13 protein-coding genes are annotated in these 13,711 nt (G+C 27.4%); 5 read left to right on the top strand and 8 right to left on the bottom strand.

All coding sequences use genetic code 11. The features are described from left to right. The gene (locus MPF13_RS06875) at positions 1 to 705 is read left to right on the top strand and encodes an SAM-dependent methyltransferase (RefSeq protein WP_249981622.1); all 705 of its coding nucleotides are present in this window, start codon (positions 1 to 3) and stop codon (positions 703 to 705) included. Between the two features lie 90 nt (positions 706 to 795). On the opposite strand, the gene MPF13_RS06870 is transcribed toward MPF13_RS06875, so the two are convergent. The 5 genes from MPF13_RS06870 to dapF are packed head-to-tail and all read right to left on the bottom strand — an operon-like array spanning position 796 to position 4,700. Further along, positions 796 to 1,416, bottom strand: a complete 621-nt coding sequence (locus MPF13_RS06870) for a peptidoglycan-binding protein LysM (RefSeq protein WP_502924323.1) — start codon at positions 1,414 to 1,416, stop codon at positions 796 to 798. 36 nt (positions 1,417 to 1,452) lie between these two features. Continuing rightward, positions 1,453 to 2,349, bottom strand: a complete 897-nt coding sequence (locus MPF13_RS06865; RefSeq protein ID WP_249981621.1) for a DUF2279 domain-containing protein — start codon at positions 2,347 to 2,349, stop codon at positions 1,453 to 1,455. Then, positions 2,349 to 3,377: an endolytic transglycosylase MltG gene (gene mltG / locus MPF13_RS06860; RefSeq protein WP_249981620.1), complete on the bottom strand. Its 1,029-nt coding sequence runs from the start codon at positions 3,375 to 3,377 to the stop codon at positions 2,349 to 2,351. Before mltG ends, MPF13_RS06865 begins: the two co-directional genes overlap by 1 nt. A gap of 29 nt (positions 3,378 to 3,406) precedes the next feature. After that, entirely contained in the window at positions 3,407 to 3,931 is a 525-nt protein-coding gene (locus tag MPF13_RS06855) for a GNAT family N-acetyltransferase (protein WP_249981619.1), read from the bottom strand. Then, on the bottom strand, positions 3,924 to 4,700 hold the full coding sequence (gene dapF, locus MPF13_RS06850) for a diaminopimelate epimerase (protein ID WP_249981618.1): 777 nt from the start codon (positions 4,698 to 4,700) through the stop codon (positions 3,924 to 3,926). Before dapF ends, MPF13_RS06855 begins: the two co-directional genes overlap by 8 nt. Positions 4,701 to 4,829: 129 nt before the next feature. Here dapF and MPF13_RS06845 point away from each other — a divergent pair, with 129 nt between their 5' ends. After that, a complete protein-coding gene (locus tag MPF13_RS06845) occupies positions 4,830 to 6,218 on the top strand; it encodes a trypsin-like peptidase domain-containing protein (protein WP_249981617.1) in 1,389 nt (462 codons plus the stop codon). Positions 6,219 to 6,366: 148 nt separating this feature from the next. Continuing rightward, entirely contained in the window at positions 6,367 to 7,809 is a 1,443-nt protein-coding gene (locus MPF13_RS06840; RefSeq protein WP_249981616.1) for a glyceraldehyde-3-phosphate dehydrogenase, read from the top strand. Between the two features lie 271 nt (positions 7,810 to 8,080). On the opposite strand, the gene MPF13_RS06835 is transcribed toward MPF13_RS06840, so the two are convergent. Genes MPF13_RS06835 through MPF13_RS06825 form a run of 3 tightly spaced genes read right to left on the bottom strand, consistent with a single transcriptional unit; the run spans position 8,081 to position 9,964 of the window. Then, on the bottom strand, positions 8,081 to 8,389 hold the full coding sequence (locus tag MPF13_RS06835; RefSeq protein ID WP_249981615.1) for a TusE/DsrC/DsvC family sulfur relay protein: 309 nt from the start codon (positions 8,387 to 8,389) through the stop codon (positions 8,081 to 8,083). Beyond that, positions 8,386 to 9,636 carry a type III sulfide quinone reductase, selenoprotein subtype gene (gene sqr / locus MPF13_RS06830; protein ID WP_249981614.1) on the bottom strand — a complete coding sequence of 417 codons (1,251 nt, stop codon included), beginning with the start codon at positions 9,634 to 9,636 and terminating at the stop codon, positions 8,386 to 8,388. Before sqr ends, MPF13_RS06835 begins: the two co-directional genes overlap by 4 nt. A gap of 10 nt (positions 9,637 to 9,646) precedes the next feature. Next, on the bottom strand, positions 9,647 to 9,964 hold the full coding sequence (locus MPF13_RS06825) for a TusE/DsrC/DsvC family sulfur relay protein (RefSeq protein ID WP_249981613.1): 318 nt from the start codon (positions 9,962 to 9,964) through the stop codon (positions 9,647 to 9,649). A 304-nt stretch (positions 9,965 to 10,268) separates the two neighbouring features. Between MPF13_RS06825 and ligA the strand changes: the two genes are divergently transcribed. Continuing rightward, the gene (ligA, locus tag MPF13_RS06820) at positions 10,269 to 12,266 is read left to right on the top strand and encodes an NAD-dependent DNA ligase LigA (RefSeq protein WP_249981612.1); all 1,998 of its coding nucleotides are present in this window, start codon (positions 10,269 to 10,271) and stop codon (positions 12,264 to 12,266) included. 63 nt (positions 12,267 to 12,329) lie between these two features. Beyond that, entirely contained in the window at positions 12,330 to 13,049 is a 720-nt protein-coding gene (locus MPF13_RS06815) for a DUF4294 domain-containing protein (protein WP_249981611.1), read from the top strand. Positions 13,050 to 13,711 lie beyond the last annotated feature (662 nt).

Below are 13,711 nucleotides of genomic sequence, written 5' to 3'. Positions count from 1 at the left end.
ATGATTGGTAAACTCTATTTAATCCCAACTACTTTAGGAGAAACTGAACCTTTAGAAGTAATGCCTTTATCAGTTAAAAAAGTTGTTGAAGAGATTGATTATTATATAGTAGAAAACGAAAAATCTGCTAGAAGATTTATTAAGAAAATTTCTCCAAAAAAATCGCAACCATCTTTACAATTAATGTTGTTAGATAAATATGCAGAAGAAATAGAAACAAGAAAATATTTAGATATTTGTAAAGAAGGTGTAAATGTTGGTTTGTTATCTGAAGCTGGAGTACCTGCTGTTGCAGATCCTGGAGCAAGCATTGTTAAGTTAGCACATGAAAATAATATTAGAGTAGTGCCTTTAGTTGGACCATCATCTATATTAATGGCAATGATGAGTTCTGGTATGAATGGGCAAAACTTTGCTTTTAATGGATATTTACCAATTGATAAATCTGATAGAAAAAAAGCAATAAAAGATTTAGAGCGTTTGTCTAAAGATAAAAATCAATCTCAAATTTTTATTGAAACTCCTTATCGAAATGAAAAAATGCTAACAGATTTAAAAGCCACTTTAACGCCTACTACAAATTTATGTATTGCTGCAGATATTACTTTGCCTACAGAATATATAAAAACAAAAATGGTAAAAGATTGGAAAAATGAAAAGCCAGATTTACATAAAAAACCTGCAATATTTATTATTCATAAATAAGAAATAGAAATAAAAGAAAAACTCGTTATTTACTCTTTAAAAAGAATAAGTAACGAGTTTTTTTATGAGATTGTTTTTTTTAGAAGAACCTTAAACTGTAGCAAATCTATTTGCGTTTATGATTTCTACATCATAACCACCAAACTTAATTAAGTAAGATTGTATAGTTGCTCCATAAGCATCTGCAAAACTTACAGAACCATTACTTCTTAGAAATTTTTTAACGTTTCCTGCACCACTTAAATGAGCAGCAGCTAAAATTCCAGATTCTGTAATTTTAATTCCGTTTATAGTTTTACCAACAGATCGTTTAATGTCTTTTCTTAAAATCCATTTATTAACTTTACATAAAGCAATAAAAGCTTTTTCTTGTAATTCTGGATTGTTTAAAAATTCTTTTGTGTTGTAAATTTTAAATCTGTGTAAAGTAGTTTTTCCAAATTGGTATTTACCTAAATATCCTAAAGTATTTACAGCTGTGTATTTTCCTTGAGATTCTTTAAAAGCTAAAGCTTCTTTAAAACCTACAAAATCTTTTTGTAAATAAGGAATGTTGTAATCTATAAATTCTGGTAAAGTAACTTTGTTATGAGTATCTATTTTATTATCAATAGTTGTTGCATTGATAAATCCTAAAAATATAATACTTAAAATTATTAACTTTTTGATAAATTTAATTTTTCTATTTAGCGGTGCAAATTTATAATGAATTTTTGAATATACTGATAACCAATGTGTTAAAATTTATCAGAAATACAGATAATGAAATTTTATTCCACTTTTGGTGTTAATTTCTAGTGTTGGAGCAGGAATTTTTATGAAATTTACAACAGAAAATATAGATTTTAAGAATTCAGAATTAGTTTTAATTTTAGTTAGGTCTACATCTAAACTTAAGTAAAATTGTCTGTAAGGTTCTTGGGGTATTGGGTTGGTATTGTTTGTGTTTCCATAAAGCATTCCTTCAGCTCCATAACCAAGAGCAATGTTAAGCCATTTTGGAAAAGAGCTTTCTTTATTAAAAGACCAAATATTTGCAGAAAGCCAATAAGTTTGACCATTATAATCTTTTAAAGCTTGTTGCAAATAATTTTCACCTAAAGTGTTGGGTCTTTGTTTTGCAAATTCTGTTTGATGAAAAGAATATTTTAAAGTAATTCGTTGTTCTTGCCAAAGTAATTCTTGTCCAATTAATAAACCAGGACCTGCAGCATTTGCTAAAATATCGCCAGGAGAAGCTCCCCATTCTTCAGAAAAACCATCTAGAACTTCTACAGCTGTTAAAAACGCAAAACCATAAGTTGCACCGTAAATTAATTGGTTTTTTTTAGAAACTCCAGCCCAATCTAAAGCCTCCATACCAACTTTACCAACATAATAAGATGTCATAAAATGACCAATCTTGTCCATTTGTTTCCAATCATTATTATCGTTTTTAAAATGAAAACTAGAACGTGGATAATCTTTATACCAAAGTTGATTTAAAGCAATTAATGCACCACCTGCCATTACACTTTCTGTAATAATAATAGAATTACGTCTTTTCTTATTTAGTGTGTCTGATTTTTTGTAAAAAGATGAAGTTTGCGAAAAAGCAGTTAAAGAAATTAACGAAATAATTAAAAGTTGAAACTTTCTAATCATTATCTGTTTATTCTTTGTTTATTCATCCATTGATGATATTTAGCTGCATTTCTATTATGTTGAGATAATGTTCTTGCAAAAGCATGATATCCTAATTTGTCTACATTTGCACACATATAATAGTACTTGTGTTTTTGCGCATTTAAAACCCCATCTATTGCAGAAATATCTGGCATTGCAATTAGTGTAGGAGGTAAACCTCTATTTTTATAAGTATTGTAGGGAGAGTTAATTTCTAAATCTGCAGTTAAAACTCTTTTAACTACAAAGTTTTGTCCTTTTTTTTCTTTAATACAATAAATTATAGTTGGATCTGCTTGTAAAGGCCAACCTTTTTTTAATCTATTTAAATACAAACCAGCAACAATGGGTCTTTCAACTTTTTTTGCAGTTTCTTTTTGTACAATTGATGCTAGTGTTATTACTTCTTCTTTACTTAAGTTTAAAGCTTTTGCTTTTTTTAACCTGTTATCGTTCCAAAAACGTTTGTATTCTTTAAAAATTTTATTTCTAAATTTATCTGCAGAAGTATTCCAATAAAACTCGTAGCTATTTGGAATAAATATTTGTAAAACAGATTTTTTAGTGAAGTTGTTTTTCTCTAAAAAGTCTTTATTTGTAAAAGAATTTAATAAAGAAATAGAATCGGTTTCTAATTGTTGCGCAATTCTACCTGCTAATTTTTCTAAAGTATCTTGGTTGTTAAAAGATAAATTAATTGGTGTTTGATTACCAACTCTTAACATGTTAACAATGTCATTATTAGACATTCCTTCTTTTAATAAATATCTTCCAGATTTTGGTTTAGAAAAGTTTTTTTGAGCAGCAACTAATAAAAATGTATTTGGATGCTTAGATACTTCTTTAATTTTTTCTTTAATCTCAATTAAGCTATCAGTAGATTTAACGTAAAGTGAGGTTTCTTTAGTTATAGAACTACCAAATATTTTTTGATAATAATTGTTTCCAATAATACCTAAACCTAATAAAATTGTGGCTATAACTGCGAAGATAAATTTTTTACTCAATGTTTTTTAATTTAATAAGAATAGCAAAATTACTCATTTATCAGTTGCAACAAAATTTCATCTTTAAATTTTCTTTCAGATAAAATCCAATCTTTTTTAACTCCTACTTTTTCAAAATTAAATTTGTTAAAAAGAGCAATGCTTTTAGTGTTGTCTGAAGTGATGTTAGCAAATAATTGATGCAGGTTTAAATGAGAAAAAGAATAGTTTATTAAAAGTGATAAAGCTTCAGTAGCATAACCTCTTTTTTCAAAATCAGGATGAATTAAGATTCCAATTCCTGCTCTTTTATGAGTAGGGTTAAAATCGAACAAATCTATCATTCCTATTTGGTTGTTAGATTTTGTTTCTTCAATTAATAAACGTAATTGTTTTACTTCATAAATATCTAAATGTGCATTTTCTAAATATTGTTTTAGCACATATTTTGAAAAAGGAGTTTGTGTGTGACTCACTTCCCAAAAAGATTCATTGTTTTCTATTTGATAAAGAAACTGTAAATCTTCTGGTTCTAAAGCACGTAATTTAATATGTTCTCCTTTTAACTTAATCATTAAAATTAATATTTCCTTTAAAAACAAAAGTAGCAGGTCCTTTTAAAAATACATCAGAATAACTTCCATTTTCTTCAGTAAAAGAAACTTCTAAATTTCCCCCCTCAACAGGTAAAGAAATTAAATTACTATTCGTTTTTTTAGTTTTATGCATTGCAATTGCTACTGCTGTAACACCTGTACCACATGCTAAAGTTTCATTTTCTACACCTTTTTCATAAGTTCTAACTCTAAAAGTAGTATTGTTAATTTGTTGTACAAAGTTTACATTACTACCAGGTTCAGCATAAGAGTATCTAATTTCTTTTCCTTTATCAAAAACAGGGAAATTATTTAAATCGTTAACTAATTCTACATGGTGTTGGGTTCCTGTATAAGCAAAAACTGAGTTTTCATTTACTTTAATTTCATCAACATCAATCATTTTTAAAGAAACAATTCCGTTTTCAATTTCTGCAATATGTTCACCATCATAAGCTATAAACTTAGTTTTAGAATCAATAATATTAAGGTGTTTAGAAAAAGCTACAGCACATCTACCTCCATTTCCGCAAAAAGTTTGGCTACCATCTGCATTAAAATAAATCATTTTAAAATCAAATTTATCATCATTTTCAATTAAAATTACACCATCTGCACCAACACCAAAATTTCTATCACAAAGTTTAGAAATAATTGTGGTATTCTTTTTAGGAAAAGTTTTTGTTCTGTTATCAATCATCACAAAATCATTTCCAGTTCCTTGATATTTATAAAATTCTATATTCATTGTAGCAAATATAGGTATTTAAAGAGAATAAAAAGATTGTTAAAAACCGGTTAAAATCAGTTAAAACCAAGTTAAACAGATTTTTTAAAAATGTTAAAATTGTATATTTGAAATATAAATTTGAAGAATATGAAAAAAATATTAGGTTTATTAGGAATGGCCATTTTAGGAGGTGCTATTACTTTAGGTGGATATAAAATGATGTTTAATGACGAAGTTATTGTAGAAAGAACAGTTACACAACCTATTAAAACTATTACAGCAAATTACAATCCTGTATTAGATAAAATAAATACAGTAACTAATTCTGTAGATTTATCTGTAGCTGCAGAAAATACAGTTAACTCAGTTGTTCACGTAAAAAACACAGCTGTAAGAACACAATTAAGTCCTGCTGATATTTTCTTTGGAAATGGAAGTAAAGGAAGAAAATACGAGCAAGTTGGTACTGGAAGTGGTGTAATTATTTCGCAAGATGGATACATTGTTACAAATAATCATGTTATTTCTGGAGCAACAGAAATAGAAATTACATTAAATAATAGAAAAAAATATAAGGCAGAATTAATTGGTACTGATAAAGAAAATGATATTGCATTATTAAAAATAGATTCTGATGTAGATTTACCATACATTCCTTTTGCAAATTCTGATACAATTAAAATTGGAGAATGGGTTTTAGCAGTTGGTAATCCTTATAATTTAACATCTACTGTTACAGCAGGTATTGTAAGTGCAAAGGGTAGAGATTTAGAAGGTAATAAAAATATAGAATCTTTTATACAAACAGATGCAGCAGTAAATCCAGGAAATAGTGGGGGAGCATTAGTAAATACGCGAGGAGAATTGGTAGGTATTAATACTGCAATTTCTTCTAAAACAGGTTCTTTTGTTGGGTATTCTTTTGCAGTTCCTTCTAATATTACCAAAAAAATTATTGATGATTTATTAGAATTCGGTTCTGTACAAGAAGCAATATTGGGTATTAACATAGATCAAAGAGATGATAATATTGATGGTGTAAAAATTGGAGCTGTTGCAGAAGATGGTGGAGCAAAAAAATCTGGATTGAAAGAAGGAGATATCATTAAGAAAGTTAATAATGTAAAAATTTCTAAATACTCTGAATTAAGGGGGCAATTAACAGCAAAAAGACCAGGAGAATTTGTTGATGTAACTGTATATAGAGATGGAGAATTTATTACTAAAAGTGTAAAACTTAGTAAAAAGGATTCTTACATTTCTAGAAGCTTAAGAGTTGTATTAAAAGATTTAACAAAAAAAGAAATGAAAAAGTATGATATTTCTGGCGGAGCTAAAATAATTACCAATCAAAACAAAAACCTAGATTATTATGGTGTAAAAGAAGGTTATATTATAACAGAAATTAATAAAAAACCAGTTTTAAATGCAAGTGCAGCAGTTAAAGCAATTGAAGCTTCTTATGGAAGTGGGAAATCAATTTATTTAGAGGTAATTAATTTAGAAGGAGAAAGAGAGCGTTATGCTTTTAGATAAAAAAACAAACTTATTTTATTCATGAAATCCTGATAATTTATCAGGATTTTTTTTATTTACGAAACTTTTACGAAACTTTTACGAAATCGATTTCGTGTTTTGATAAAAAGACATATTTTTGTGTAAAATTTTAAATTTAGTTACAACTATGTCAACAATATTAAATTACGAAGAAGAAGTTTTATTGCAAGCCAAAAACAGAAGAGCTACTGTAGAATTTATGACTATTGTTAATGATTTATGGTATGATAAATCTATAGAATTAGTCCTTTTTAGAAATACTTTAGTAGATAAAAGAACAAGCGAAGTTTTAAATTTAATAAACTATGCAAAAGAGTTTGTTAGTAAGCCAATTTCTATTGAAGATGCTTTAGATATAGCAAAGGCAATTCAAGAAATAGATTTACCATCATCTAAGTTAGATATTGGTAAGTTAGCTTATGAATGTCATTTGTGTCCTAAAAAAGGTGCAGATAAAGTAGCTTTTGTTAAAGATAAATTAAAAGAAGCAACAGCGTCTAAAAATATTAAGCCAAAAGATGTTGTTTTATATGGTTTTGGTAGAATTGGTCGTTTATTAGCTAGAGAATTAATGTCTAAAATGGGTAAAGGTTCTCAATTAAGATTAAGAGCAATTGTTACTCGAGGAGAAATAAATGAAAAAGTTTTAAATAAAAGAGCCTCTTTATTAAGTATAGATTCTGTACATGGAGATTTTTTAGGAACAGTTCAAACAGATGTAGATAACAATGCTTTAATAATTAACGGAACAACTGTTCATATGATTTCTGCAGGAAAACCTGAAGATATTGATTATACTAAATACGGTATTAATGATGCTTTAATAATTGATAATACTGGAGCTTTTAGAGATGATGTTGCATTGGCAAGACATTTAAAAGCAAATGGAGCAAGTAAAGTTTTATTAACAGCACCTGGAAAAGGAATACCAAATATAGTTCATGGTGTTAATCATAAACAATTTAATCCAGATACAGTAGATATTTTTTCTGCAGCATCTTGTACAACAAATGCAATTACACCTGTTTTAAAAGTTTTAGAAGACAATTTTGGCATTAAAAAAGGGCATTTAGAAACAATACATGCATATACAAACGACCAAAACTTGGTAGACAATATGCATAGTAAACATAGAAGAGGTAGAGCAGCAGCTTTAAATATGGTAATTACAGAAACTGGAGCAGGAGCAGCCGTTTCTAAAGCAATACCTGCATTAAAAGGTAAACTAACTTCTAATGCAATTAGAGTTCCTGTACCAAATGGATCATTGGCAATTTTAAATTTACAATTAGGTACTAAGGTTACTAAAGAAAGAGTAAATTCTATAATTAAGAAATACGCTTTAGAGGGAGATTTAGTAGAACAAATTAAATATTCTATGGATAACGAATTGGTTTCTTCTGATATTATTGGGTCTACAGCACCTTCTATTTTTGATAGTAAATCTACTATTACAGATTTAGAAACAATTGTTATTTATGTTTGGTATGATAATGAGTATGGTTATTCTCATCAAGTAATGCGTTTGGCTAAACATATTGCAAAAGTTAGAAGATACACTTATTATTAGTAGTGTTATTATTACAATAAAAACCCGAATCAAATTAATGATTCGGGTTTTTTATTTTTCCATAATAATTTTTTACTCTTTCATAATAATTTTACTTTTTCAAAGAAATTTTTACTTTTTCATAATAATCTTACTCTTACATAACATTTTTTTCTTTTTCTAAATCATAAACTATTTTAGTTTATTGTTTTATATGTATATCTGCTGTGCAGGAGCTCCAATAATCAACTTTAAATGTTTTAACTTTTTTATTTCCCCATTTTTAAAACATTTAAATGCAATTGGTTGGTTTCGGAACTCCTGCAATTTTTGCAGATATTTTTAAAGGTCCCCCAGGAAATAGATTGTAGAGTTCTTTAATACTAGTAATTCCACTTCTTCTAATTCCTCTAAGAGATAAAGATTTTTTTGCTTTGAATTGTTCTTGAATCCAAGAGATTATGTCCCAATGAGATAGGGTTAAGACAATATCGTGTTCTCTTGCAATATATTCACCAATTCTAACATTCCACTCTTCAAAGTCGGTTAAATAACCTTCTTCATTGACATGAATTTTAGTTTGATTTATTATCTTAATCATTGTTCTAAGTTTTGGTTTATTAAATTTTTTCCTTTCATGCTCATGTTTCTTGATATAAAAGGTAATGATATCCCTTTTAAAAGTAAGTTCCAGTAAATCCATCTAGAGGCTAACTTACCCCAATGATTAATAATACTTTCTTTTAAAAGTTTTAAAGGTCCAACTTTAGCAAACGGGAATTTGCCAGTTACAGGTTCTAGGTCATAATTAAAATCTATTAATAAGGCTTTGTTTTTGCCTGTTTCAATAAAACAATTTGCATGACCATCATATTCTTTTTTTAGGGGTTTATTTTGTATATACAATAAAATGTTATCAGTTAATGTCTCTGATTGAAAATGTGCAACAGATCCGGCTTTTGATGCTTTTAAATCAGTGGCATCACCAATAACAAAAATATTTTCGTTTTCTATAGATTGTAATGTGTTAGGATGTGTTGGTACAAAATTTAATTCATCTCCTAATCCAGAACGTTCTATTACTTCATCGCCCATGTTTGTGGGCACTGTAACTAATAAATCATAAGGAACTTCTTGATCTATATAATCTATTATTTTATTGTTTTCATAATCTACTTTTTCAATTGCAAAGTCTGTAACTAAATGTATCTTTTTTTCATCTAATAAATATCCTAAAGATTTAGAACAAACTTCTTTTGTAAAGGCTCCAGATAAGGGAGTTACAAATGTTATTTTCACTTTGTCTCTTATTCCTTTTTTTTCGAAAAACGAATCTGCTAAAAAGGCAAACTCTAAAGGAGCAACAGGACATTTTATTGGCATTTCTGTAAAATGAACAACCAATCTTCCTTCTTTAAAATTTCTTAATTTATTTCTTAAAGCTAGAGCACCTTCAAAAGTGTAAAAATCGAAAATTGACTTATGCCATTCTCTACTTAGCATTCCTTCAGTTTCTCTAGGATCAATTATAGATCCAGTTGCAATTATAAGAATGTCATAAGCTAATGAGGTATCTTCTAGTTGAACTAAATTATTTTTACTATCTATTTTTTCTATTCTTTGTTGGATATAATTTACCTTTTCAGGGATAAATTTTGTACCATCTTTTTTTACTTGCTCTTCAGTATAAATATCAAAAGGTAAAAACAAAAAACCTGGTTGATAATAATGTGTTTTATTTTGATCTATAACATGAATCTTCCAATCATTGCTAGGTAACTTATCAATTAAATGGTTAGCCATCATTGTTCCAGAAGTACCTGCACCTAAAATAACTAAATCTCTCATTTTTAGTAGTTTATTTTATTTGTTTTTGTTTAGGTATTCCTGCAATCTTTGTAGAGATTGCTAAAGGATCATTTGTAAATAACCTTTTTAATTCGTTAAGATTACTTATGCCTGTATTCAAAATCGTATCTAAGGTTAATTCTTTTTCTTTTTTAAATTGTTCTTGTATCCAAGAAATTATATCCCAATGAGTTTCAGACAATTCAATGTTATGGTCTTTTGCTATTTTTTCTCCTACTTCAATATCCCATTGTTCAAAATTTGTTAAATAGCCCTCCTCGTTAAATTGGACTTTTAAATCGTTTATTGTTTTTGTATTATTATTCATAGTATGGGGATTTATAAGCTAGTTCATATGAACCTAACTTTAGAATAAAAACAAAATGTTGTTTGTTTAAAATTTGTAAAATTATTTGTTATATAAATGTTGCTTTTAGGGTTTAACTTTTGTCTAGACTTTCAGTTAAGTAAATTTATTAAGAATAAGAAGTTTGTCATATAGGCAATTTCCCTATTTTGCTTAAAAAGTTGTTTTTTATGATTCTTAATTAAATTTATTAAGTGTGCATTTATTATCTTATTTTTGAAATTATTCTTATGTATTAAAGAGCAAAGGAAAAATCATACTTTTAATGACAGTTAAGCAAAAAATACAATCACTTCGTAATGAGTTAAATACGCATAATCATAATTATTATGTGTTAGATAATGCAACAATATCAGATTTAGAATTCGATTTAAAATTAAAAGAGTTAGAAAAATTAGAAGCTGAAAATCCAGAGTTTTTTGATGCTAATTCTCCAACACAAAGAGTAGGAGGAAGTATTACAAAAAACTTTGAAACTGTTACCCATAAAAATAGAATGTATTCTTTAGATAATTCTTATTCAAAAGAAGATTTGTTAGATTGGGAAAAGAGAATTCAAAAAATTTTAGGAAGAACAGAATTAGAATATACTTGTGAGCTTAAATATGATGGAGCTTCTATTAATTTAACTTATGAAAATGGTCAGTTTGTAAAAGCGGTTACAAGAGGAGATGGTTTTCAAGGAGATGAAGTAACTGCAAACATAAAAACTATTTTATCTATTCCATTAACCTTAAAAGGAGACTTTGTTTCTGATTTTGAAATGAGAGGAGAAATCATTTTGCCTTTAAATGGTTTTATTAAAATGAATGAAGAAAGAGTTGCAAATGGCGAAGAAGAATATAGAAATCCTAGAAATACCGCAAGCGGAAGTTTAAAATTACAAGACAGTGCAGAGGTAGCAAAAAGACCATTAGATTGTTTGTTATATCAAGTAGTAACTTCAGAAAGAAAATACAAAACACATTTTGAAAGTTTAAAAAATGCAAGAAAAGTAGGTTTTAAAGTTCCAGAAACAATCACTTTAGCAAAATCTATAGATAAAGTTTTTGAATTTGTAAATCATTGGGATGAAAAACGTCACGATTTACCTTATGAAACTGACGGAATTGTAATAAAAGTTAACAATCTTCAACAACAAGAAGAGTTAGGTTATACTTCTAAAGCACCAAGATGGGCAATTGCATATAAATTTAAAGCAGAACAAGTTTCAACTATTTTAAATGAAATAACTTATCAAGTTGGTAGAACAGGAGCAATTACTCCAGTTGCAAATTTAGAGCCTGTACAATTAGCAGGTACTACAGTAAAAAGGGCTTCCTTGCATAATGCAGATCAAATAGAAAAGTTAGATATAAGAGTAAACGATACAGTTTTTGTAGAAAAAGGAGGAGAAATTATTCCAAAAATTATAGCTGTAGATTTTACAAAACGACCAAAAAACTCTGAACCTACACATTATGCAACAAATTGCCCTGAATGTAATTCAGAATTAATTAGAACAGAAGGAGATGCAAAGCATTATTGTCCAAATGAATTTGGATGTGCTCCTCAAATTACAGGAAGAATTCAACATTTTATTTCTAGAAAAGCAATGGATATTGATGGTCTTGGAGGAGAAACTGTAGATTTATTAAGAAAAGAAGGACTTATTCAAAATTATGCAGATTTATATGATTTAAAAGTAGAACAAATAATTCCTTTAGAAAGAATGGCAGAAAAATCTGCTCAAAATATGATTTCAGGAATCGAAAAATCAAAAGAAATTTCGTTTGAAAAAGTATTATTTGCTTTAGGAATTCGTTTTGTAGGAGAAACTGTAGCTAAAAAATTAGCAAAACATTTTAAATCAATAGATAATTTAATGACTGCAAATTTTGAAACCTTAATAGCTGTAGATGAAATAGGAGATAGGATTGCACAAAGCATACTTGATTTTTCATCAGATTTAGGAAACATACAATTAATAAATCGATTAAAAGATTCAGGTGTCCAATTAGAGGTGTCTGCAGAAAGTTTAGAAAACCAAACAGATAAATTACAAGGACAAATATTTGTAGTTTCTGGAGTTTTTCATCAAATGAGTAGAAACGAACTTAAAAAAGCTATAGAAGATAATGGGGGAAAAGTAAGCTCTTCAATTTCAAAAAAAACAAGTTTTATAGTTGCAGGAGATAATATGGGACCATCAAAGTTGGCAAAAGCTGAAACTTTAGGTGTTACAATAATATCAGAACAAGATTTTATAGATATGGTTTCTTAATAAAAGTAATCTAATTAATGATTTTTAAGTAAAGTTTTGAAAAAAATACTCTACATATATATAATGACAATAACTTTAATTTCTTTTTCTCAAAAAAAAGAAATTGATTCCTTACCTATCAATATTGATGACTATGTTTTTGTAAAACCTGGAGATACATTAACTGTTAATCTTAATGAATTTTCATTATTACCAAAACACAAGTTTAAATCTAAAAACGATATTCGTTATTATTTGTGGTTTCGTAGAAAAGTTTTTAAAGCTTATCCATATGCACAATTAGCATCTAAAAGATTAGATTCTTTAAACTCTAGATTAGAAAAAATAAAATCTAAATCTAAAAGAAGAAAATACACAAAATTAGTTCAAACTTATATAGAGGGAGAATTTACAGATCAAATTAAAAAGATGACCACAACAGAAGGTCGTATCTTAATAAAATTAATTCATCGACAAACAGGTAAAACTGCATTTCAAAATATTAAAACCTTAAGAAGTGGTTGGAAAGCTTTTTGGTATAATACAACTGCTAATGTTTTTAGTCTTTCTTTAAAAACTGAATATCATCCAGAAACAGAAAATGAAGATTTTTTAATAGAAGATGTATTGCAAAGAGCTTTTCAAGATGAAAAATTAACAACACAATCTTCAAAGCTTCCTTTCGATTTTACTGAAATAATTAAAAACCGAAAAGCTGAGGTTAATGTAGAGGTCTATAAAAAGATGTTTGCAAAAATTAGAAAGAAAAAGAAAGCAAAAAAGAAATTAAAGAAAAGATCATAATTTCCCTTAATTCTTAGAAAAAAATCTGTTTTCACAAACTTATTTTCTTTTTTTAAAAATCTAAATTTATATATAGCATTACTTAAAAGCAGGTTAAAATGACATTAATTATTTGTGACTATTTAATTTTAATTCACATTTTTACTTAAAATTATAATTTATATCCATCAAGTAACAACAAATTACTACGTTTTCTAAACGTATAATTTAGTGTTGTTAAAAAAGCAAAAGCCATTTATATATTTATATATCTATAATTTTTTAAAACTATCTATTCGAATAGTTATTCAATATTAAAATATTTTCGTTTCTAAGTGTTTCAATATTATTGAATTATAACTTACTTTTGTTTTAAACTTAAAAAAGATTGAGAAAAAGGTTGTGAGATTAAAAATGGGTAGTATATTTGCACCCGCTAACAAAAATATGAGGATATTTAGTTAGTGAGTTCATTGATAAATTTGAGTTGTATTATTTAGTTTTTATTAAAAAAAATAATTTTTATTAGGTTGTTAATTAAAAACTATTGTATCTTTGCAGTCCGATTTTTTCGGAAGCATAGTTCATTTTTTTTAGGGTGTTTTAGTAAGGGTATAAAAAAAGTTATTTTTTTTCTTGTCAGAATAGAAATAGTTTGTATGTTTGCAGCCGCTAAGAAATAC

Origin of the sequence: Polaribacter sp. Z022, from assembly GCF_023555495.1 — a bacterium.
GTDB lineage: Bacteria > Bacteroidota > Bacteroidia > Flavobacteriales > Flavobacteriaceae > Polaribacter.
This window is presented reverse-complemented; position numbering and strand designations above follow the sequence as displayed.